Origin of the sequence: Catellatospora sp. NPDC049133, assembly GCF_040648455.1 — a bacterium.
Lineage (GTDB): Bacteria > Actinomycetota > Actinomycetes > Mycobacteriales > Micromonosporaceae > Catellatospora > Catellatospora aurea.
Genome location: NZ_JBEZDT010000002.1, coordinates 99181 through 121835 on the forward strand (window position 1 = coordinate 99181; position 22655 = coordinate 121835).

General features: G+C 71.1%; 16 protein-coding genes and 3 tRNA genes. 7 read left to right on the forward strand and 12 right to left on the reverse strand.

Annotation, left to right across the window (positions count from 1 at the left end; genetic code table 11):
* Positions 1 to 28: 28 nt before the first annotated feature.
* The gene (locus AB0B35_RS02710; protein WP_361039860.1) at positions 29 to 2068 is read right to left on the reverse strand and encodes a carboxypeptidase regulatory-like domain-containing protein; all 2040 of its coding nucleotides are present in this window, start codon (positions 2066 to 2068) and stop codon (positions 29 to 31) included.
* A gap of 231 nt (positions 2069 to 2299) precedes the next feature.
* Here AB0B35_RS02710 and thpR point away from each other — a divergent pair, with 231 nt between their 5' ends.
* Entirely contained in the window at positions 2300 to 2884 is a 585-nt protein-coding gene (gene thpR, locus AB0B35_RS02715; RefSeq protein ID WP_361039862.1) for an RNA 2',3'-cyclic phosphodiesterase, read from the forward strand.
* 13 nt (positions 2885 to 2897) lie between these two features.
* Positions 2898 to 3620 (forward strand): class I SAM-dependent methyltransferase, encoded by a 723-nt coding sequence (locus AB0B35_RS02720; RefSeq protein ID WP_361039864.1) that lies wholly within the window; start codon positions 2898 to 2900, stop codon positions 3618 to 3620.
* A gap of 48 nt (positions 3621 to 3668) precedes the next feature.
* On the opposite strand, the gene AB0B35_RS02725 is transcribed toward AB0B35_RS02720, so the two are convergent.
* The 7 genes from AB0B35_RS02725 to AB0B35_RS02755 all read right to left on the reverse strand — a co-directional run bounded on the left by AB0B35_RS02725 (position 3669) and on the right by AB0B35_RS02755 (position 13315).
* On the reverse strand, positions 3669 to 8648 hold the full coding sequence (locus tag AB0B35_RS02725) for a carbohydrate-binding protein (RefSeq protein ID WP_361039867.1): 4980 nt from the start codon (positions 8646 to 8648) through the stop codon (positions 3669 to 3671).
* A 13-nt stretch (positions 8649 to 8661) separates the two neighbouring features.
* A complete protein-coding gene (locus AB0B35_RS02730) occupies positions 8662 to 9570 on the reverse strand; it encodes a cobalt transporter (RefSeq protein WP_361039870.1) in 909 nt (302 codons plus the stop codon).
* Entirely contained in the window at positions 9567 to 10277 is a 711-nt protein-coding gene (locus AB0B35_RS02735; protein WP_361039872.1) for a hypothetical protein, read from the reverse strand. Before AB0B35_RS02735 ends, AB0B35_RS02730 begins: the two co-directional genes overlap by 4 nt.
* Positions 10278 to 10506: 229 nt before the next feature.
* Positions 10507 to 10634: transfer RNA gene (locus AB0B35_RS02740), tRNA-OTHER, on the reverse strand.
* A gap of 541 nt (positions 10635 to 11175) precedes the next feature.
* Positions 11176 to 11490, reverse strand: coding sequence for a helix-turn-helix transcriptional regulator (locus AB0B35_RS02745; RefSeq protein WP_360522516.1), 315 nt, complete (start codon positions 11488 to 11490; stop codon positions 11176 to 11178).
* A complete protein-coding gene (locus tag AB0B35_RS02750; protein ID WP_361040270.1) occupies positions 11487 to 11762 on the reverse strand; it encodes a type II toxin-antitoxin system RelE/ParE family toxin in 276 nt (91 codons plus the stop codon). Before AB0B35_RS02750 ends, AB0B35_RS02745 begins: the two co-directional genes overlap by 4 nt.
* A 323-nt stretch (positions 11763 to 12085) precedes the next feature.
* Positions 12086 to 13315 (reverse strand): radical SAM protein, encoded by a 1230-nt coding sequence (locus tag AB0B35_RS02755; protein WP_361039875.1) that lies wholly within the window; start codon positions 13313 to 13315, stop codon positions 12086 to 12088.
* A 360-nt stretch (positions 13316 to 13675) separates the two neighbouring features.
* Between AB0B35_RS02755 and AB0B35_RS02760 the strand changes: the two genes are divergently transcribed.
* Together AB0B35_RS02760 and AB0B35_RS02765 are read left to right on the forward strand one after the other, a co-directional pair.
* Complete coding sequence (locus AB0B35_RS02760) at positions 13676 to 14326, forward strand: helix-turn-helix domain-containing protein (RefSeq protein ID WP_361039878.1); 651 nt, start codon at positions 13676 to 13678, stop codon at positions 14324 to 14326.
* A 20-nt stretch (positions 14327 to 14346) separates the two neighbouring features.
* Positions 14347 to 15627 carry an MFS transporter gene (locus tag AB0B35_RS02765; RefSeq protein ID WP_361039880.1) on the forward strand — a complete coding sequence of 427 codons (1281 nt, stop codon included), beginning with the start codon at positions 14347 to 14349 and terminating at the stop codon, positions 15625 to 15627.
* A gap of 156 nt (positions 15628 to 15783) precedes the next feature.
* On the opposite strand, the gene AB0B35_RS02770 is transcribed toward AB0B35_RS02765, so the two are convergent.
* Positions 15784 to 15856, reverse strand: a tRNA-Lys gene (locus AB0B35_RS02770).
* Positions 15857 to 16170: 314 nt separating this feature from the next.
* Here AB0B35_RS02770 and AB0B35_RS02775 point away from each other — a divergent pair.
* Positions 16171 to 17445 (forward strand): Ig-like domain-containing protein, encoded by a 1275-nt coding sequence (locus AB0B35_RS02775; protein WP_361039883.1) that lies wholly within the window; start codon positions 16171 to 16173, stop codon positions 17443 to 17445.
* 195 nt (positions 17446 to 17640) lie between these two features.
* Positions 17641 to 18909, forward strand: coding sequence for an Ig-like domain-containing protein (locus tag AB0B35_RS02780; RefSeq protein WP_361040273.1), 1269 nt, complete (start codon positions 17641 to 17643; stop codon positions 18907 to 18909).
* Positions 18910 to 19121: 212 nt separating this feature from the next.
* On the opposite strand, the gene AB0B35_RS02785 is transcribed toward AB0B35_RS02780, so the two are convergent.
* Together AB0B35_RS02785 and orn are read right to left on the reverse strand one after the other, a co-directional pair.
* Positions 19122 to 19194 (reverse strand) — tRNA-His (locus AB0B35_RS02785).
* A gap of 97 nt (positions 19195 to 19291) precedes the next feature.
* Positions 19292 to 19897, reverse strand: coding sequence for an oligoribonuclease (orn, locus tag AB0B35_RS02790; protein ID WP_360522949.1), 606 nt, complete (start codon positions 19895 to 19897; stop codon positions 19292 to 19294).
* Between the two features lie 105 nt (positions 19898 to 20002).
* On the opposite strand from orn, the gene AB0B35_RS02795 reads away from it, so the two are divergent.
* Positions 20003 to 21214 carry a glycosyltransferase family 87 protein gene (locus tag AB0B35_RS02795; protein ID WP_361039886.1) on the forward strand — a complete coding sequence of 404 codons (1212 nt, stop codon included), beginning with the start codon at positions 20003 to 20005 and terminating at the stop codon, positions 21212 to 21214.
* 141 nt (positions 21215 to 21355) lie between these two features.
* Here the strand turns inward: AB0B35_RS02795 and AB0B35_RS02800 are convergent, their stop codons facing one another.
* Entirely contained in the window at positions 21356 to 22585 is a 1230-nt protein-coding gene (locus AB0B35_RS02800) for a hypothetical protein (RefSeq protein WP_361039888.1), read from the reverse strand.
* Positions 22586 to 22655: the final 70 nt, after the last annotated feature.

The window sequence follows — 22655 nt, forward strand, 5'->3', positions numbered from 1 at the left end:
GGCGGGCGAACCCGCCCCGGCGCACGCGTCATCGGGTGATGTTCACCGTCAGGGTCCCGGTCGCGGGGACGGTCACCGAGGTGGCGGTGGCGAAGTCGCCCCCGCCGTACCAGAAGTCCTCCTCGCTGCCCCAGACCTTGAAGCGGACCTTCTGCGTCCCGAGCACCAGCATGTCGCAGGTCATCGCGGGCCAGGTGCTGCACCGGCCGCTGGTCTCGCCGGTCGCCGCGTGGTACGCCACGTAGTAGCCGCTGTCCGGCGCGGTGACGGTGACCTTGGTGCCCTTGAGCAGCTGGATGTCGTAGACGACCGTCTTGCCGGCCCGTACCTTGACCTTGGTCGCGCCGGAGCGGCCGCCCGAGTTCCCGCTCCACTGCGGAGCGTGGTCGTCGGCGTAGAAGTGCAGCGGCCACAGGTACGGCCCGAGGAAGTCGACGGTGTAGGTGCCGTCGGCCGCCGCCGGGAAGGTGATGCCGCCGTCGCCGCTGTGGTAGTGGAAGTTGCCGAAGCTGACGTAGGCGTTCTTGGCCGGGGTGCCGTCGGCGGCCCGGACGGTGCCCCGGATGACGCCGCGGCGGTCCAGTTTCACGGTCGGCGCGACCACGGTCTGGCCGGGCACCGCGGTGAGCAGCGTGGCCAGGGTCTGCGTGCCGGTGCCGCCGTCGGCGGTGACCCACTGCGCGCCGTACGGCGTCGAGTACTCGCCCCACGGCAGTTCGTAGGCGAACAGCTGGTAGGTCCCGGCGCCCAGCCAGTCGATGAGGACCTTGCCCGCACTGTCGCTCTGCTTGCAGCTCGTGCCGAGGGCCAGTTCCGTGGGCACGACCGGCTGCACGCAGAAGCCCTCGACCGGCGCTCCGGTGACCGCGTCGACCACCGTCGTGGCGATCTTCGCGACGGGGGTCAGCGTCACGGCGATCTCCGCGGTCGCGCCCTCGCTCACCACGACCCCGGTCTGAGCGGCGCTCCGATAGCCGTCGGCGCTGACGTACAGCCGCTGCGCGCCGACGGTGACGCCGTCGAGCGTCAGCGAGCCGTCGACGCCACTCCCGCTGATCATGCCGACCTCGCCGTAGAAGGCCGGGATCGGCGCTCCGGTGAGCGCGTCGGTCACGGTGAGGTGGACCGAGCTGGTCGGCAGCAGCGTGTCGTCGACCCGGGTCACCGCGTCAGCGGTCACGGTGAACAGCGTCGCGGTGGCGCGGTCGAGCTTGCCGTAGGCGTGCTGCTCGAAGTGGCGGTCCCAGTGGGAGAAGGAGACCTTGTAGTCGTCGCTCTCGAACACGCCGTCGATCCGGTAGTCGCCGTTCGCGTCGGTGTTCACCCAGTAGTACGGGCCGGCGTCGCTCTGCACCGACACCTGCACGTCCGCGATGCCCGTCCCGTCCCGGTCCACGAAACGGCCGGCGACGGAGCCGGTCGGCAGCAGCGTGTCGTCCACCGTGACCGTCTGGCCGACGCTCACCGGGTAGACCGCCGCGTCGGCATATCCGATCTTGCCCGGGGCGTACTGGTAGACGCCTGACACGACCTCGAACTGGATCCGGTACGAACCCGGCAGCACATGCAGCGTGTAGTGGCCCTCCCCGTCGGTGTAGCCGGTGACGCTGTCGCCGTCGGTGCTGTCGGCCCGCACGTACAGCCCCGCGGTCCCGTTGCCCGCGCGGTCCCGGAACGTGCCGGTGATCGTCCCGGTCGGCAGCAGCGCGTCGTCGACGGTCACCTGACCGCCGGCGGGCACGGCGATGATCGTCGCCGCTGAGTGGTCCGTCGTCCCGTAGGCGAACTGGGTGGGTCTGCCCTCCACGTGGTACTGGACCCGGTAGGACCCGGCCGGCAGGTCGGTGAGCTGGTAGTGGCCGTCGGCGTCGGTGCTGGCGTAGCCCCAGCCGTCGCCGTCCACGGCGGTGGCCTGCACGGACGCGCCGTTGACGGGCTGCCCGCCGTCGGTGAGCTGCCCGACGATGCTTCCGGTGTCGGCGGCCTGCGCGGGTGCGCCCAGGCCGAGGGTGCCGATGGCGAGGGACAGGGCAAGCACGCCCAGCCGTCTCGCTGAGGTCTTCAACATGACGTCCTCGAGGGGTACGCGAAGCGTCGCCGCGATTCGCATTGGTGGAGCCGCCCCGTGATCAAATGCGGCACAGGCGATTGTCCACGAGGGACGCATTCCATGCGCGTCCCCCGAACGTCGCCGTGAGTCATCCGAACGGACATCCGAGCAGCTCGGAGCAGGGTCACCGGCCGCCGATCCCGGCACCCGGCCGACGGGCCGCGTGCCGGCTCGCTACCGTGTTCTGCCGTGCCACCTACGCAGCGCCTGTTCGTCGCGGTCTACCCGCCCGCACCGGCGATCACCGACCTGGCCGGCCTGGTCTCCCGGCTGGCCTTCACCCGGCCGCACCCCGAGGGCCTGTCGCTGCGGCCGGTGCCGCCCGAGCAGTGGCACGTCACCGTGGCCTTCCTCGGCGAACTCGACCCCGCCCAGCTCGACGCGACGATCGCGGCGATGAGCGCCACCGCCGCGGCGACCCCGCACGCCCCGCGGCTGCGCCTGTCCGGCGGCGGCCGTTTCCCGAACGGGCGGGCGGCGGCGATCTGGGCCGGCCTGCACGGCGACCTCGACGAGCTGCACGAACTCGCGAACCGGCTGCGCAGCGCGCTGACCGAGGCGCGTGTGCCCTTCGACCCGCGCCCCTACCAGCCGCACCTGACCCTGGCCCGGCCCGGCGACCGCCTCGGCCCCGACGAGCTGCGCGAGGTCCTCGACCAGCTCGGCGCGTACGCCGGACCGGTCTGGGCCGCGCCCGCGCTCGTGCTCATGCGCAGCGACCACCCGGTGAGCAACCACTACACCGAGGTGTTCAGCGCACCTCTTCCCTACTGACCGAGGAGCCCCGTTGGAACGCGACATCCGCACCGTCGACGACGTGCTGAGACTCATGGACACCCTGTTCGCGCCGGATGCCGACCGGTGGACCGCCGACGGCGGCGCGACCTGGTGGGACGGCTTCTACGCGGACCGTTCGCGGGAGGTGCCGTTCTTCGTCGCGAAGCCGGACGAGAATCTGGCCTCGTACGTCGAGCGCGGCCTGGTCGCCCCCGGCCGGGCCCTCGATCTGGGCTGCGGGCCGGGCCGCAACGCCGTGCACCTCGCCGCGCTGGGATTCGAGGTCGACGCGGTGGACCTGTCGCCGGCCGCGCTCGCCTGGGCGCAGGACCGGGCCCGGGAGGCCTCGGTCGATATCCGGTTCCTGTGCGGCGACGCCTTCGCGCTGGACCTGACCGGCCCGTACGACCTGATCTACGACTCGGGCTGCTTCCACCACCTGCCGCCGCACCGGCGCATCAGCTACCTGCGGCTGCTCGACCGGGCCCTCGCGCCCGGCGGACACTTCGGCCTGAGCTGCTTCGCCGTGGGCGGCATGGGCTCCGAGGAGTCCGACGTGGACCTGTACCGCCAGGGGCGGCTGCAGGGCGGCCTCGCCTACACCGCGGAGTCGCTGCGCGGCATCTTCGCCGAGCTGACCGAGGTCGAGCTGCGCCGCATGCGCGACGAGCCGCAGGACTCCCCGCTGTTCGGCGAGCCCTTCCTGTGGACGGCGCTGTTCCGGCGGCCCTAGGTGCACGCAGGGCCGGGACCGGGACGGTCCCGGCCCTGCGCGTTCCCGCTACTTGATCAGCTTCCAGGGGCTGCCGGACGCGGTGCTCGGCGCCTGGTTGCGGGTGTACCACTTCGCCTCGTAGACGTGGCCCTGGTACGACACCCGGTCGCCGGCGTTGTACACCGTCGTGGGCGTCCAGGCGGCGGGGCTGCCGTCGGGTGACGGCGGGGCCTGCTCCTCCCAGGGACCGTTCGGGTCGCCCGGGGCCTGGTTGCGGGTGTACCAGCGGGCGCGGAACTTCTTGTCCTGGTGGACCACGACGTCACCGCCGTTGAAGATCCGCGACGCCGTCCAGACCGTGCTGCCGTCCTCGGTCATGGCCAGTTCCTGCCACGGACCGTTCGCGTCGCCCGGCTTCTGGTTCTGCGCATACCAGGAGGCCTTGTAGACCTTGCCCTGGTAGGAGACACGATCCCCTTCCTTGTACGCCTTCGACGCGACCCACGCGGCCGGCAGGTTCACCGTCACCGTGCCGCTGCCCTGGGCGGGTTCGAGCTGCTCGCTGCCCGCGTAGGACGCGGTCAACGGGTGGCTGCCCGCGGCGAGGCCCACCGGCAGGATGAACGTCGCGGCGCCGTCGGTCGTGGTGACCGAGCCGCGCACCTTGTCACCCTCGCGCAGCTCGACGGTGCCGGTCACGGGCAGGCCGCCCGCGGCGACCTTGACCGTCACCTTCGCCGCCGTGCCCCAGTCCGTCGAGGCCGAGGTCACCGTCACCGCCGGCTTGCCCTTGCCGGTACGGAACACCGCGGGCTGCGCCACGGCCACGCCGTCGTCGGCGCTGCGCGCCGTGACGATCCAGGCGTACGACGTCACGGGCTTGAGCCCCGGCCAGGTCACCGCGGCGGTGCCGTTGGCGGCCACCTCGTCGGAGCCGATGACGCCCGTCGGCACGTACACCGCCAGGGAGTCGGTCGAGAACGACGTCTTGCGGCTGGTCAGGTCGACGGGCAGGGTCAGGTTGTCCTCCGCGCCGTTGTAGCGCGGCTTGGTCTGGCTGCCGTCGGCACGGATGTCGAACTCGGTCGCCCCGAAGGTGTCGAGGAACGGCGAGTACGTGTCGATGTGCATCTCGGCGTTCTTGACGTCGAACTGCATCAGCCGCAGGAAGCTCGCCCCGAACTGGAGCCGGTCGGCCGCCTTGTGGTCGGTCACCCCGTCGCCGTTGAGGTCGATGTTGCCGTTGGCGTCGACCTTGTCGGGCCACAGGTCGCTCGCGGGCACCGTGTAGAACTGGTAGTCCGCGAGCAGCTCGACGACGTCGTGCGACACCGTCACGCCGACCTTCGACTTCAGGTTGATGCCCACGCCGTGCTCGTGGCCGGCGAGGATCAGGAACACGTTCGGGTTGTTCTCGACGACGCCCTTGTACAGGGCGGAGCCGTCCGGGTCGGAGAACGCCGCCCCGCGGCCGTCGGGGTTGACCGACGGCTTGAGGTAGTCGTGCGACAGCAGGATCCCGTTGCGGTCCTTGTACCGCTTGAAGATCGAGTCAGCCCAGCGGGCCTCTGCCGGGGTGACGCCGTACGACAGGCCGACCGCGACGAAGTCCAGCCCACCCGCGCTGAACAGCACGTAGTTGTTCTGGTTGTCCTTGCCCGGGGTGACCGTGCCGTCGGCGTTCACGACCTCGTCCCACGCGTGGTACGACGCGCCCGCCGGCCACGACTTCGCGACACCGTAGTACCGGTCGGCGCTGAACGTCCTGCTGAACCGGGAACCCGGTCCCGTCTCGGCACCGAGCTGGTTGTCGTGGTTGCCCGCGATGACCTGGTTGACGACCTTGCCGTCGTCCAGGATCTTCTGGTACTCCGACGAGACCGCCAGCTCCTTCTCGACCTGCTCGTGCAGGCCCGGCCGGACCAGCGTGCCGTCGGCGTTCTTGGCCAGCGGGTCGTAGTAGTCGTTCTCGATGACGTCGCCGGTGTGCGCCGAGTACGCGATCTTGCGGCTGGCCGCGTTGTCCGCGATCCACTGCGTCTCGGCCCGGTACGCCGCCTGCCAGATGGCCTGCTCCGCCGCGGTCTGCACGTCCGAGGGCTCGGCCTTGCCGTCCCAGTCGTCGTACGTGCCGCCCGCCGCACCCTCGGTGATGTACTGCGTGTCGGTGAAGTGCGAGATCGCGAAGTCGTACGTGCCCGGCTGCTCGAAGTGGTTCTTGTCCGCGGCCGCGGACGCGTCCCGCGGCGACAGGTCGTCGGCGAACGGGTCCTCACCGGTGACCAGCACGTGCACGGTCGTGCCGTCCCGGTACCCGGCGGCCAGCGGCGCGGTCAGCACCGTGCTGCGCCCGACCTGCCCGCGCGAACTGGTGAGCACCGTCCACTGCCCGGCCGCCTTGTCCCACACCCGCAGCGCCACCAGGCGCTTCGGGTCGATGGTGCCCTCCCACCGCAGCGTCGGCGACGCCGCGGTCTCGGCGAGGGTCAGGTCGTAGCGCTGGAACACCACGTCCCGGCCGGACGGCGTGTCGACCGTCTGCCCGTCGAGCGGCCGCAGCGACTCGACCTTGACGTTCGTGTCGTGGGCGACGTCGAGCGCGGTCGGCACCGCCAACGCCTCGCCCTGGTAACCCGAGGTCGGCGTCACCACGTCGGCCTTGGTGAACGTGGCCGTCAGCGGCACGCCCTCCTCGCCGGGAATCCGCGCCGTCAGCCGCGCCGACGGCGCGTTCGGGTCGGACACCGTCGCGGTCAGCTCGGTCGGGACGTCCGGGATGCTCGCGCTGGTGAAGCGGATCTCCCGGGTGCCCGTGTTGCCGAGCGTGTCGGTCGCCGTGACCGCGATCGTGTGCGCCCCGGCGGGCAGGCCGTGGCCGATCTGGTCGCCCTGCTGGACCGGCTTGCCGTCCAGCGTCATCACCGGCGTGCCCACGACGCCCGAGGCGTCCTTGACCTTGACGTTCAGCGCCACGGTCGCCACGAGCTTCTGCCCCTGCGCCGGCACGCTGCCGTCGATCTCCGGCGCGGTGTTGTCGACGGTGAACCGCCGCGTGGCGGTCTTGCCGCCGACCACGGCCGTGATGGTGTGCGCCCCGTCCGCCAGCTTCGTCGTGTCGACGTCGGCCCGCGTGCCGAGCACCGGCAGCGCCGCCCCGTCCGCCGCGGTGACGTCGAACAGCAGCACCTTGACCAGCGCGCTGTTGAAGCTGCTGCCGCAGGTGCCGTCACCCATGTGCACGGTCACCGGCGAACCCGCCGGGTAGCTCGCCGACCCGATGGTCACCGTGGTCTGCGCGAGCATCCTGGTCAGCGGCGTCGCCTTCGCCCCCGCCGGGAGCAGCTCGAAGTCGCGCAGCGTGAAGTCGTCGAAGTTGTCGCAGCCGCCCGGCTTCGCGCTGCCGTGGTCGCTGCCCGCGACGAACTCCAGCACGTTGACGCCCGGCACCAGCCACTCGTTCGGGAACGAGACGTCCGCGGTCTCCTTCTCCCACACCCCGAGGTCCAGCGGGATGCCGTTGATCAGGACCTTGTTGTCGTATCCGTTGTCGGTGCCGTTGCCACCGATGAACATCCGCAGGTGCGCGTCGCCACCGCTGCCGAGCGTGCCGACGGTGCGGGCCGTCGGCGCGCCCGCGATGTCAAAGTGGAACTCGGCGTCCTTGTTCGGCCCGCAGGTCCCGTCGCCGAGCGCCAACGACGCCGCCGTCGTCTCGACCTTCGTCTCCGTCGTGCCCGTCGTCGTCACCAGGTACGTCGTGCCCGCCGCCACCGTGCCCGGCAGGCTCAGCGCCAGCTTCGCCGAAGCCCGGGTGACCTTGAAGTCGTCGTGGTTGGCGCAGGTCGCGCCGTTGGCGGTGCCGTTGTAGTCACCGGTCCGGACCTGGACGACGTTGTCACCGGACCGCAGGAACCGGGTCGGGAAGCGCAGGCTCACGTCCTCCGCGCCCAGCGCCCCGAAGTCGCCGCCGAGATCCACCCGGTTGCCGTTGACCAGGACGAAGTTGTGGTACTTCGCCTCAGCCGAGTTGCCCGCCTCGACGGTGAAGCCGAACGTCGCCGTCCCCGCCGCGAGCGTCTCCGCGTTCTCGACCGGCTTGCCGTCGATCGCCAGCGACTCGACCGTGTCACCGCTGCCGTTCGGCAGCGCCGCGGTCACCAGCTGCGTGCCGCGCGCGAGCGCGCCGTCGGCGGGCGTCACCTTGGCCGCACCGGCCGGAGCGTTGTTGACCTCGACGGTCACGCTGGTCCGCGCGCCCGACTCCGTCGTCGCGGAGACCGTGTGCGAGCCGTTGGTCAGCTTCGTGGTGTCCAGGTCGGCGCTCAGCCCGGCGGTGCTGCCCGGCTCGCCGGAGACGACGAACGTCAGCGGCTGGCTCAGCAGGCGCTTCGAGCTGCCGCAGGTGCCGTCGCCGAAGCTGTAGCTGAACGCGTTCTGCTCGCCGTCGGCCACCACCCCGAGCAGGCCCAGGCCGATGCTGCTCAGCGCGAAGTCGTCATAGTTCGGGCAGCGCAGGCCCTCCCCGTACGGCAGCTGCTCTACCCCGACCGCGGTCGCGTTCGTGGTGTCGACCCAGTTCGCACCCGCCTTGACGGTCACCGTGTTGGTGCCCGCCCGCAGCCACGAACCCGGGAACTCCAGCGTGCCGCGCGTGCCGCCGACGACGTCGGGGAAGAAGATCCGGTCGGCGTCGGCGGTGTGCCCGTTGACCACGAGGTAGTTGTGGTAGCGGGCCTCCGTGCCGTTGCCGCCCATGTCGAAGCTCAGGCGCGCGGTGCCCGCGGTCTTGTCGGCGTCGACCGTGACGCCGTCGACAGTGATGGAGACGACCGAGTCGTCCTCCGCGACCGGCCCCGCGTCAATCTGCACGGTGCCTTCGAGGGTCTGGCCCTCACGCAGGTCGAGGGTCGGTCCGCTGCTCGACGCCGCGGCCGGCGAACCGTCCGCGGCGACCGAGACGATCGCGGTGCCCGCACCGGCGACCAGCGCCAGCGCGAGCGCCGGCCCGAGCAGGCGTCGCCGGCTCGGGCGCAATCGGTGGATCATGAGGGGTGTCTCCTTAGGTGACATTCGTGAGCTGCACCGCTGCGACAGCGGTGACACCGACGCCGAACAACGTGATGCCGGCGGCGGCGAGAACAGGGGCCACCCGGGTGGCCAGACGCAGGACCCCGCTCGACCGGGCACCCCGGACGACCACGGAACTGCCGGCGATCGCGAGCAGGCCGACACCGAACAGCACGACGGCCATCCCGACGCCGAACGTCATCACCAGCAGCAGCGCGAACCCGGGCCGCCCGATGAACAGCCCGGTCACCAGCACAAGGAACGCGGCCGGGGACGGCGTGAGGCCGCCGGAGATCCCGAGCAGCACGAGACCGGGCCGCCTGCCGGAGCCATGACCGTGGCCGTCCACGTTGTGGGGATCGGCATCGTGGACGCGGCCGGAGTCGGCGGTGTGCGCGCGGTCAGGGCCATGCTCGTCGTCAGGGCTCTGCGCGTGGTCAAGGTCGTGCGAATGAGCGTGGCCGCGCGAATGACTGTGGCTGTGCGAATGGCCGTGGCCGTGACTGTGGCTGTGCGAGTGGCCGTGGCCACGGACGTGGCGACGCACCAGGGCGAGGCCGGTGGCCAGGACGAGCAGGCCGGCGAGCAGTTGCAGCCAGCCGGTCAGCTCCTCCATGCGCAGCACGTCCGAGAGGGACAGGAACGTCCAGGCCAGGCCGATGAAGAGGACCGAGACGGTGTGCATCACGGCCACCGAGCCGCCGAGCCAGGCGGCGTCGCGGATTCGGCCACGCGACCCGATGAGGTACGCCGCAGCCAGGCTCTTGCCGTGCCCCGGAGCCACCGCGTGCACCGCGCCCGCGACGAACGCGAGCCCGAACGCGAGCGGCGGCACCCCCGGCGACTGGATGATGCTCTGCAACTGGTCCGCAATGGACGCGGTGGGTATCGCGACGGTCATCGCGCGACCCGCCGACGGCGACGGCCCGACCAGCGCCACACCAGCAGCGCGGCGACGGCGGCGACCAGCACGCCGCCGACCACTGCCGTGATCTGGACGGCGGCGCTGCGGCCCAGGTCCGGGGCGGCCTGCGCAGGCGCGTCGCCGAGCACCCAGTCATGCGAAGCCTGGTCGGACGCGTAGACGGCGCGTGCTCCGCCGGGACCAGTGGCCAGTGTGCGGTACGCGGGGTTGAGGTCGGTCAGGGTCCGGACCGCGACCGCCACCGTGCCGACCGGCCCGGCGCAGGTGTAGTCGATGGTCACGCCGGTCCGGGCCAGATCGTCCGGCGGGGCGACCGCCCCGGCACACGCCCGACCGTTACTGGTGACCGTGATCTGCTTCAGCAGGTAGGCGGAGAACTCGGTCGCCGGGCCGATCGCCGCGGCGTCGGAGTCCTCGTAGAACACCGCGCCGTCGAGCATGACCCGGTCCTGCGGGAGCAGGCCGAGCGACACCCCGAGCAGCGTCAGGTCGTCGACGCCGCCGACCTTCCAGCGCACGTGCACGACCTCGGGGCGTACTGCGTCGGCGGCGATGGCGACGGTCTGCGGATCCCCGAACGGGTGCGCTTGCACCGGGGCGGGTGCGAGCAGGGTGGCGGTGAAGGCCGACAGCGCGAGGACGATCGTCGCGCCGCGACGCGGCCGATGTGCGTATGGGGGCAAGGGAGGACGCTCCGGATCCCTGAGGTGCTGTGGCGCGCTGGGAGCGCAACCAGCCAGGGACACTGCCGAGCGTTCGAGAACTCACCGGGTGACAGCGGTGATCTGCGGGGATCGTCCACATGAACAGTCAGTTGATCAATCACGGTGCGGAAGCGGACGGCAGCCGAGCGTGCAGAACGCTGGAGCCGGGACTCGCCCCACCGGGCTGACCCCAGCCGGGGTCGACGCGCGGACCGAAGGGGATTCGAACCCCCGGTGGGGCTTGGCACGCCAGCGGCCCCACGCGTCTTCGAACCGCCCGTGCGTGCCCGGCGTCCGGCTCTCGGCGCTGCAATAACCCGGCTCTGCCACCGGTCCGACCGCAGTATCGCCCGATCTCATCGGCAACGCATCACAGTTCCCGACGCGATGCCGACCGCGGCGACGACTGCCGCACCCTCAGCCGGTCCTGGCTCGCCGCCCGCGACGAACGCGGAGTGGTCAGTCCAGCTTCCGCACCTCGGGCGGCTCGATGCCCAGGCGCCGCAACGCGCTCGCCCGCACCGTGCAGACCCAGGAGCAACCATGGGTCCCGTCAGCGCGCCCCACCGTGTAGTGGGTGAGACGCATCTCGTCAGCGGTGAACGGGTCCCAGTCCATGCCCCACCGGAACAGTCAACGCTCCCAGGCCCGGTGCCACACCCGGGCCTTGATGCTGCTGAAGTAGAACACGGTCACCCACTCATCGGAGTCCGCTGCCATGCCGCGACCCTAACCGCGCCGGGCCGCGGCGTCATTCGCATTGCGTGCTCGATGACTGGGCCGACATCCGAATGCAGACGGTGTACGCGCTGCCACCACCCGCCTCGCATCGACTGCGAGCAACCGTCTACCTCAACCATCAGGGCCGTGCGGGACGTCAGGCGATCTGCCGCAGGTCGTCGCCGTAGTCGAAGATGATGCGCATACGCGCGCCCAGCGCCTGGGCATACCGGCTGAGCGTCGCCACCTCGTTGACGTCGAGGTCACCGTTCTCGATCTGGCTCACCCGGCCAGGGGTGACGTTCATCAGGCGAGCCACGTCGCGTTGGGTCAGCCCGAGCCGGCGACGCTCCTCCGCAAGGTGATAGGCATGCGCCCAGGCGAGGGTACGGGCCCGCTCGTTCTCCAGCGCAGCGTCGTCGCCGTCGTGCAACTCGGCCCGCACGTCTTCCCAATCGTGGAAGTCGGTCATAGCCCCTGCCTCCTCTTCTGCTCGAACTCGAGCCACGCTCGGTAACCAGTCTCAGCCTTGGGAATCGCCTGCCTGTACCAGCCGTCCCAGTTCCCGGCCTTGTTGCCGGCGACCAACAGAACCGCCTGGAACCACGGGTCGAAGACGAACAGGATCCGAATGGACACGTCGCGGCCTGATCGTGGCCGAAGCTCTTTGAGGTTGGCCAGGAAGGAGCCTTTGAGCGTGTCGACGAGTGGTCTACCGAGCGCCGGCCCGGTCTCGGCCAGCATGTCGATCGCGACGTTGACACTGCGGTAGGAGTCGGCGTCGTCCTTGCGCAAACTCACGCAGCCACTCGCGCACCTCTGCGCTGGTACGCACGTTCCAACGGCGTTGCTCCGCAGGGCTCACAGGCGCAACTATAGCTCAAGCTATACCCCGAGATCGACGGCCATACGGTGCCATCGGCGAGCAGGCTGCGGCCTCAGCCTACTTCGGCATGCCCGACACCTTCGCCGTCCGCCGTCGCTGCCCGCCCCCCGGTCGCTGAGCGGCCCGCCGTCGCCGACCGGGTGACGGCTCCGGTCGGGGGCGGCGGCCGTCGCTGGGGTGATCAGATCGTGGCGCGGCGGCGGCGCTGCTCGTACATGGCGTCGAGCGCGGCGGCGTCGACCCGGTCGAAGAACTTCCGGGTCTGCTCGTGGGAGCCGTGGGACTTGATGTCGAAGTCGCAGGCGACCCAGCGGTCCCGGATGACGTCGTCGGGCAGGAAGCCGGTGCTCACGTCGCCGACGACCCACGCCTCGTCGCGGCCCGCCGTCTCCCAGCAGCTGTAGAGCCGGCCGTCGGCGTTGACGACGGCGCCCCGGGTGCCGCCGAAGGCAGAGCAGTACTGGCAGGCGGTGAGCGGCTTCGACAGCGGGATGTACATTCCGTGGCCGATGGCCTGGTCGTGCAGCGCGACGACCTTCTCCAGGTAGTCGTCGGTGTAGGCGACCTTGTTGTCGTAGCCCAGACCGATGTCGTCGATGAGGGCCAGGTGCAGGCTCGCCCGCTCGGCCGGCACCGCCGCGGCGAGATCCTCGACGAGCGCGCCGAGCGAATCGACGGTGCGGTGCGAGATGTTCACCCGGAAGTGCCAGCTGAGGTCGGTGGCCTCGGCGGCGTTGCGGACGTTGCGCAAAATCGTGTCGTACGTGCCCTTGCCGTTGCGGGTCACCCGGATCGTGTCGTGGTTGTGCCGAGCGCCGTCGAACGTGATCTGCACCCGCCTGAGCCCGGCGTCGGCAAGCTCGACAGCGCGCCTCCTGGTCAGCGGCACCCCATTGGTGATGATCTCGGCCTTGTGCAGGCCCAGCGGCTGCATGGCGCGCAGCATGTCCAGCGCGCCGGCCGGGTTGAGCAGCGGCTCGCCGCCGAACAGCAGCAGGCTCGACTCGGTGAACCCGTAGCGGGCCATCTGCCCGCGTACGAAGTCGGCGATCCGGGCCACGCCCTCGCCGGACAGCACCGCCTTGGGCATGCGCGGCGGCGCGAACGAGCCCTCCGCCGGTAGCGCGGTGTTCTGGAAGCAGTACGAGCAGCCGAGGTTGCAGGCCGTCGCGGTGAGCACGGTGATCGCGTACGTGGTCTGCACGGGCGCGGCGAAGAAGTGCTGGCCCTCCAGCGCCGCGCGGGCCTCGTCGACGAGTTCGGGCCCGTGGGCGGTCTCCCGCGCGGCGTGCCCGGGCAGGCGGGCCACCCGGTCCTCGTGCACAGCCCACCAGCCGTCCCTGCCCGCCAGCAGGCGGCCGGGCCGGTTGACGGAAGGCATGTCGGGTGCGGCTTCGATGGTCATGGTCATGGTGGGTCCCCCGCTGGACGGTCGATGAGAGCAGACACGCCAGTGCACCGGTTCGAACTGGCCCGAAAGGGCGGTCGTCATCCGGTGCACTGGCGCGCTGTTGGCGAAGGAGGCCGACGTGGCGACCTCCGGGAGCCGGCTCACCGGCTCCGGGGCGTCGGGCGGATCAGCCCTTGACGACGCAGACGTCGCGCTCGGCGAGCTCGAAGACCTCGATGAACATGCTATTCACCTCCCCGTGATCGTTCTTCCTTCCGGAAGAGCTGCCATCGACCCTAAAGTCCACGCGAACATTTGCGCAATAGCAGTCGCGCAATAGAGGATGTACAAATTTTTTTGTGGATCTGATAGAATGGAGCCATGGCGAAGGAACCACGCGCGACCGCGGCGAAGACCACGGCGCGCATCACCGATCTCCGAACTCTGCGCGCCATCGCGCATCCGGTCCGGCTGAGGCTCTACGAGGTGCTGGCCACGGGCGGGCCGGCGACGGCGTCCAAACTGTCCGCGTACGTGCCCGGCGCGCCGGGATCGCTCAGCTATCACCTCCGCCAGCTCGCGGAGCACGGCTACATCGAAGAGGCGCCCGAGCTGGGCAAGGACGGGCGCGAGCGCTGGTGGCGTGCCATCCCAGGCGGCGTGCGCTGGTCCAACGCCGACTTCGAGGGCCAGCCCGCCGGGCGCGAGGCACTCGCCTCCGCGCAGCAGGTGCTGGTCGCGCGCCAGCTCGAACGCCTGCACGCGTGGCAGGCGGCCGGGGCCGAGCAGTGGGGTCCGGACTGGGCCGGCGCCGCGGTGGCCACCGACACGGTGCTCCACCTGAGCCTGGACGAGCTGCGGGAGTTCGCCGCGGATCTGCACGCCGTGATGAACAAGTGGGGCGAGGCGTCCCGGGCGGCGACCCAGGGTGCCCGGCGCGGCGACGACACCGACCGCGAGCAGGTCTTCGTCTTCACCCACGCGTTCCCGTTCGACGACCGCCCCGGCCCGTCCCGCGGCAGCCCGGCCTGACCCCGCGGAGCGGAGGACCCGTGACGACCACCCCCCAGGCCGCCACCGGCCCTGTCGACGTCCCCGAGGCGGCACGGGCCGACGCGCCCCCCGCCGTGTGGCGCGACCACGGCTTCCTGCGCTACCTCGCGGGATTCGGTCTGTCGCTGCTGGGCGACCAGGTCTGGTTCGTGGCCCTGGCCTGGGCGGCCACCCGCCTGGACAACCCCGCCCAGGCCTCGTTCGTGCTGGCCGCGGGATCGCTGCCCCGGGCGGTGCTGATCCTGTTCGGAGGCACCCTCGCCGACCGCTGGGGTGCGCTGCGGGTGACCCTCGTCAGCCAGGCGGCGCGGGTGGTCACGATGCTCGCCGCGGTGGCGCTCGCGGTCGCGGCGGAGCCGCGGCTGTGGACGCTCGCCCTCGTCGCGATGGTCTTCGGTGCCGTCGACGCCGCGCACATGCCGGCCGCCGCCGCACTGCCGCCGCAGCTGCTCCCCCGCGACGCGCTGCCGGCCGGGCAGGGGCTGGTGCAGACCCTGGAGCGGGTCACCACGATCGTCGGGGCCCCGGTGGGCGGGCTGATCGTCGCGCTGGGCGGGCTGAGCGCGGCCGCCGCGGCCAACGCGCTGCTGTTCGTGGCGGCGCTGGTGATCCTGCGCGCGTTGCGGCTGCGCCCGTCCGCCGACCACGCCCACCCGGCCGGGCCGAGCGAGCCCGAGGGCACCTGGCGGGCGCTGCGCGGCGGCCTCGCGTACGCGATCCGCGAGCCGGTGCTCGGGCCGGTGCTGCTCGTTGTCACCGTGCTCAACCTCGCCATCGCCGCACCGCTCAACGTCGGGGTGGCCCTGCTGTCAGACGCCCGGGGCTGGCAGGCCGCAGGATTCAGCGCGATCATCGCCGGCTTCGGCACCGGGGCGACCGTCGGCGCCCTGTCGGTGGTCCGCTTCCGGCCCCGGCGGCGACCGGCCGCCGTCGGCCTGATCTGGGTGATCGCGGGCAGTCTCTGCGTCGGAGCGCTGGGTTTCAGCCCCAGCCTGCTGGTCGCCGTGGGAGCCGCCGCCGCACTCGGCGTGACCTCCGGCCCTGCCTCGGCGCTGCTGCTCGGCCTGGTCCAGGCCAGAACCCACACGAGATACCTGGGCCGGGTCATGGCACTGGTGACCTTCTCAGCGCTCGGCCTCGTCCCGGTGTCCTACACGGCGTTCGGCGCGCTGGTGGAGGCCACGTCGCTGCCCGCGTCCTTCGTCATCTGCGCCGCCGCCGAGCTGTTCACCGCGCTCGCCGCGCTGGCCGTCACCCCGCTGCGCAGGGCGGCGCTGTGACGGCCGGCGGCGCGCTCACTCCTCGCTGCTCGCCTCACCGGTGGTCGGCGAAGCGCAGCTCAGGGGCCTACAGTCGGATCATGAACCCGGCCCCACGCGGAGCACATAAAGATCAAGGGCGTATAGCTTGTCAGCTATACGCCCTTGATCTTTATGTGCGCCGCCAGGGACTCGAACCCCGAACCCGCGGATTAAGAGTCCGCTGCTCTGCCAGTTGAGCTAGCGGCGCTCGTTGGCAACGGAGAGAACCTTAGCATGACGATCCGGGGGTTCTCCAATCGGTTAGCGGACTCGCGGTGCGCATCCCCAAACCACCCCAAACCGCCCTCCAGAACGTCGCATATCACCCCACAACGACGCGCCACACCGCCCGAACCTCCTCACCACGGAGCGTCACAACCCCGCCCTGTGAGCACGCTCACGCAAAGATCATCCGTGTCGCCACGCCAGATCCCGAGATTCCGTCAGAACCGCCCACACGCCCCACCCGCCTGCGGCAATATGTGAACCGGGACATATCGGCGGTAACGGGTAGGTGGCGTCATGGGTGCACTGCGCAGGTTCGGCATCGCCGCGGCAACGGCCGCGGTCCTCGTACCACTGGGCTCCTGCGACACCGGCGACCCCGCCGGCTTCAAGCAGAACGCGGCCCCCCAACCGGCCCCACCCGCCCAGACCCTGGAACTCACCCCGGCAGCCGAGCAGAAGGACCTGCCGGTCAGCACCGAGATCGGCATCACCACCGCGAACGCCTCGGTCCGCTCGGTCGCCCTGGCCGACGCCAAGGGCCGCCTCCTGTCGGGCCGGATGCGCCCCGACAACAGCGCCTGGATCCCGGACAAGCCCCTGGACTACAAGGGCCGCTACTCGGTCACCGTGACGGCCACCGACGGCCGGCGGGCGATCACGAAGTCGACCTCGTTCACCACGATGGCGGAGCCGCAGCGGCAGGTCGGCACGGGCATGTACCTGTTCGATGACCACACCTACGGTGTCGCGATGCCGGTGGTCGTGGAGTTCTCGGAGCAGATCCCTGAGAAGTCGCGGGCGCAGGTGGAGTCGCGGCTGTTCGTGACCACGACACCGGCCCAGCCCGGGGTGTGGCACTGGATGAGCGGGCGGCAGGTGACCTACCGGGCGCCGGAGTACTGGAAGCCGGGCACGGTGCTCAGCGTACGGGCGGCACTGAAGGGCGTGCCGATGGGCGAGGGCCGGTACGGCGACGACGACCGCAAGGCCACCGCGAAGATCGCGGGCGAGAAGCTGGAGCTGATCGTCAAGAACTCGAACAAGCACATCGACGTCTTCCGCAACGGCAAGAAGGTCAAGTCGATGCCGGTCAGCCTGGGCAAGGCGAGCACCCCGTCGTCCTCCGGCACCATGGTGATCATGGACAAGCAGGAGTCCACCATCTTCGACACCACCGGCGAGCCTGGCGACCAGTACCGGGTGCAGATCCAGTACGCGCAGCGGCTGACCTGGGGCGGGGAGTTCATCCACTCGGCTCCGTGGAGCGTCGGCGACCAGGGCAACCGCAACGTGTCGCACGGCTGCCTGAACGTCTCCCCCAGCAACGCGGTCTGGCTGTTCCAGAACACGCATGTCGGCGACCCGGTGACGGTCAAAGGCACGGGCGTGAAGCTGGAACGCGGCAACGGCTTCACCGCGTGGGACCTGAGCTGGAAGGAGTTCGTCAAGGGCAGCGCGCTGCCGGTGCCGCAGGAGCTGCTGGAGCCGGTGCCCGCGGTGGCTCCGTCACCGTCGGTGAGCGCGTCGCCCTCGGCGGCGGTCCCGTCCCCGACAGATTCGATCAACTAGCCCGTTTTGTCACTGTATGCGTCGGTGGTCGTGCTCACCGGATGCAACGCGTAACCTTGATCGAGCGTCTTTGAGGCAGTATTGGACAAGCGCCTCGCGCACACACCCCTCGATCTTGGTGAGGAGCCTATGCCCACCCCCGATCTCCCCGCCCCCATGTCCATGACCCGGCGGCGCGCGCTCACCGCGCTCGGCCTGGCCGGCGCGGGTGTCGCCGGAGTGGCCGGCCTGGCTGCCTGCACGGGCGACAAGTCCCCGATCTGGAACGGCTCGACCGGTGACGGCGACAAGCCGGCGGAGACGCCGCCGAAGGCGACCGTCACCATCAGCGGCCCGGCCGCCGACGCCAAGAACGTCCCGGCGAGCGCGGAGATCGTGTTCGCCGCGACCGAAGCCGTGCAGACCACGGTCTCGCTGAAGGACGCCAACGGCGCTGAAGTACCGGGCGCCATGCACCCCGACGGCGCCGGCTGGCTGCCGGAGAAGGCGCTGGCTTTCGGCGCGACGTACACGGCGACGGTGACCGCGACCGGTGACGACGGCAAGCCCGCCACCGCCACCAGCACGTTCACCACCATGGCCAAGCCGACGAAGCTGGTCGGCATCAGCAGTTTCCTCGCCGACAACGCCGTGATCGGCGTCGGCATGGTGCTGATCTTCAAGACCAGCCGGGACATCGCCAAGGCCGACCGGGCCGCGGTGCAGCGCCGGCTGATGGTGGAGACCCAGCCGCTCCAGGAAGGCATCTGGACCTGGTACACCGCCCGTGAGCTGCACTGGCGGCCGAAGACGTTCTGGCAGGCCGGCACGCAGATCAACGTGACGGTACGGGCCGGCGGCCTGCCGATGGGCGGCGGCTACTACGGCCGCCGCGACTCGACGCTGGTCTGCAAGGTCGGGCCGGACCTGCAACTGCGGGTCGACGACAAGACCCACAAGATGACGGTGCACAAGGACGGCAAGGTCATCAAGACGATCCCGGTCAGCCTGGGCCGTCCCACCATGCCGTCGTCCAGCGGCACGATGATCATCATCGAGAAGAAGCGGAACACCGTCTTCGACACGATGGACGCCCCGAACCCGGCCAACCGCTACCGCACCCCGGTGGAGTACGCGCAGCGGATGACCTGGGGCGGCGAGTTCATCCACGCCGCGCCGTGGTCGGTGCAGCACCAGGGCCGCCGCAACGTGTCGCACGGCTGCGTGAACGTGTCCATGGCCAACGCGGCCTGGCTGTTCGCCAACACGCTGGTCGGCACCCCGATCACGACCAAGGGCACGCCCCGCGAGCTGGACTACGGCAACGGCTGGACCGACTGGGACAAGACCTGGGAGCAGTACGTCAAGGGCAGCGCCATCCCGTACGTCCCCCCGGCCGACCCGACCCCGGACCCGTCGACGACCCCGTCGACCGACCCGTCCGCCACCCCGTCCCCGGCCGTCTCCGGCACCCCCAGCGCCTGACGCCCGTCGACGACCTCGCCACCACCTGGCGCAACTCTTGAATAGTCGCGCCGTCAGACCGCCTCTCGGGCCGCGACTCTTCAAGAGTTGCGGCCCGAAGCGTGTCCGGCCCGAAGTGCCGGGCGGGGGGCAGGGCCGGGAGGCCGGAGGGTGTGGGGTGCGGCGGGCAAGCGAAAAGCCCCGGCGGAATCCCGCCGGGGCTTTTTCATCTGGGTGATCGACGGGACTCGAACCCGCGACCCCCGGGACCACAACCCGGTGCTCTACCAGCTGAGCTACGACCACCATTGCACGCCGCTGACCGTATGGCCGCGGCGACTGACCAATGATAGCCATACCCCCCGGCGCCACGTCGAGCGGGTATCGCTGTGTCCCCGACTACTTACGGCAGGACCATGGTCGCGGCGATGCGCTTGGCCTCGTCGACGTCCGGGCCGGGCTGCGGGACGAAGATCGCCTCGCGGTAGTAGCGCAGTTCGCGGATGCTCTCGCGGATGTCGGCCAGGGCCCGGTGGGCCAGGCCCTTCTCGGGCTGGCCGAAGTACACCCGGGGGTACCAGCGGCGGCACAGCTCCTTCACCGACGACACGTCGATCATGCGGTAGTGCAGGTGCGTGTCGAGGCGGGGCATGTCCCGGACGATGAAGCCGCGGTCGGTGGCGATCGAGTTGCCGCACAGCGGCGCGGTGCGCGGCTCGGTGACGTACTTGGTGATGTATTCGAGCACCATGTCCTCGGCCTGCTCGACGGTCACCGTGGAGCGGCGCACCGCCTCGGTCAGGCCCGATTTCTCGTGCATCTGCTTCACCACGTCGACCATGCCGTCGAGGGCGGCGTCGTCGGTGTGGATCACGACGTCCACCCCGTCGCCCAGCACGTTCAGGTCGGCATCGGTGACCAGGGCCGCTACCTCGATCAAGGCGTCGCTGCCCAGGTTCAGGCCGGTCATCTCACAGTCGATCCATACCAGATGGTCGGCGCTTCGCAGATCTCCCACCGGCACAGCGTACGCCGTATGGGCGCACTGTCAGTGCCGCCACTGTCGGGCCCACGGGCGTGCCCCGCCGGCCGCGTGGCGGATAGGGTGGCGACCATGTCTCAGGTCCGCACCCGCGACCCGCTCGTGCGGGTGCTCACCGTGATCGCCGTGCTCGCGCTGGCCGCCGTGGCCTTCTGGCGGCTGCGGGTGGAGCACGGCTTCTTCGACCTGAAGATCTACATGTCCGCCGTGAACTGGTGGGGCGACGGGCACGACCTCTACGACTACGCCCAGCCCGACCGGGTGCAGGGCGCGCTGTACTTCACGTATCCGCCGTTCGCGGCGCTGCTGCTGTTCCCGTTCGGCCTGCTGCCGCTGGGCGTGACCCAGGCGCTGTTCACGCTGGGCACCGTCGCCGCAGTGGTGGTGACGACGTACTGGCTGGTGGCTCCGCTGGCCCGGCGGCAGGGGTGGCCGGCCTGGTATGCGGTGGCGATCGCCGCGCCGCTGGTGCTGGTGATCGAGCCGCTGCGCGAGACGATCACGTTCGGCCAGATCAACATGCTGCTGATCCTGCTGATCATGATGGACCTGCTGGTGCTGGGGCCGCGCGGCTCGAAGTGGACCGGCGTCGGCATCGGCGTGGCCACCGCGCTCAAGCTGATTCCCGGCCTGTTCATCGTGTACCTGCTGGTCACCAGGCAGTGGCGGGCGGCGTTCACGGCGATGGGCGCGGCCGCGGGCGTCACCCTGCTGGCCGCCGCGATCGCGCCGCGCGCCTCGTGGGATTTCTGGACCTCGGCACTCTGGGACACCGCCCGGGTGGGCCGCCTGGACTACACCGGCAACCAGTCGCTGCAAGGGCTGCTGGCTCGCCTGGTCGCGCCGGAGCAGCCCGCGAAGTGGCTGTGGCTGCTGCTGGCGCTGGCGGTGCTGGCTTTCGGCATGTGGCGCGCGGCGCGGGCCGGGCTGGCCGGGGACGCGGTCACCGGGCTGGCGCTGACCGGCCTTGTATCGGGGCTGATCAGCCCGATCACCTGGCCGCACCACCTGTACTGGTTCGTGCCCGCGATCGTGACCCTGCTCGCCGCGGCGCAGCGGGCGCGGGCCGGCCGGCGGTGGGGCTGGCTGGCCTTCGCCGCCGGCGTGTACGCCGTGTGCGTGATCGGTGTGGTCTCGCTGGTGGACTGGGGCGTGGCCGCGGTGCCCACGGACACCGTGGGGCTTTTCCTGGCCCGCAACGCGTACGTCCTGCTCAGCCTGGTGCTGCTGGTCTTCCTGCCGGTCAACCGACCAGGGGATTATCCCACGTCAAGGGCCATATAGCCAGTCTTGTCCGTTCTGACGGTTTTGCCGTAACATGAACGGCAGGGACAACGTCTCCCCCGGGACAGGTCCCCAAGTGGTGACACCGTTCCCCCGGTGAGAGCGGCCCGTACGCCGGTACGTGCGGGCCGCTCGACTTGTCTAGGCGCGCTGACGCGAGCGGTCCAGCCGTAGCTCGCAGCCCGGCCGGGGCAACCACACCCGCAGGAACTCCTCGGTGATCACTTCCCGGACCGGCTCGGTCGCGGGCAGCGTGCCGCGCAGCGGCGGCCAGGGCAGCTCAGGGACGGCGACGGTCCGCATGGCGGGCACAGCGCCCGCAACGGCCTCGGCCGTCAAAACGCCGGGCATGGTGTCGCCGAGCCCGATCCCGGGCACCGTGTCGGCGAGCCGGGGGTCCGGCACCGTGGCGGCGGCCTGCAGGCAGGTCATCATCGGCGCGGCGGCCGGGCCCGTGTAGGGCGCCCCCGCCCACGGAACGGTCAGCGGCGCGCGCCTGTCCGGCTCGAACCCCTGCCGCGCGGGGTCGTCCGGCTCCCGTTCCTGCGGGCTGCGTACACCAGGCTGGGTTTCCCGCGGCGCACGCTGCTCGGGCGCGGGCAGCACGGTGACAGCGTCGGGGTCGCCGGGCAGCACCGGCCGGGTGTGGTCCGACAGCAGCGCGGTCAGCGCGCCGTCGCCGTCCGTGTCGGCGGGCGGTTCACCCACCCGGGCCGGCCAGGACAGGGTCACGAACGCCAGGATCAGCAGCACCATGCCGAGGATGAGCAGGCCCCAGGAGGCCGAGCCGAGCCAGCTCGCGCTGAGCGCGACGTCCAGGGTGGCGGCGTCCGACGGCAGCGCGGGCTCGCCCGCCGGCGTGTCCCGCAGCACCACGACCAGGGCCAGGTGCCGGCCCCGGTCCAGCTGCGGGTTCCAGGACAGCGAGCCCAGCCCCTGCCGCAGCCAGAACCCCTGGGCCAGCGGGTCGCGCGGATCCCGGCCGGGCGCGTCCATCCGGTTGGTACGCAGCACCACCGGCCCCGTCCCGATGACCGTCTGCGCCACCTCGGTGTAGCGGATGCCCGCCAGGTACGCGGCGACCTCGTCGGGCGCGGCGACGCCGATGAACGCGGGCGTGCTCGCCGAGCTGGCCGACAGCCGCAGCGTGGTCGTGCCGACCCGCACGTACGGGACGTCGCGCTGCAGCAGGGCGTCGAGGTCGGGCACGACCAGCACCCGGTTCGGGTCCTTCGGCGGGGCGATCGCGGCGTGGAACGCCCCGTCGGGGCTGTCGTGGCCGGACAGCCAGGCCGCACCGCCGCCCGCGGCCAGTGCGGGCACCGCCACGAGCAGGGCCAGTAGACCGACGACAACACGGACAGCGCGCATCGGGTGACCTCCCAGGGCTCGCCGGTGGGGCGGCGAGGCTCTCCGCGCGCCGGTGATCGAGGCGCGCTCT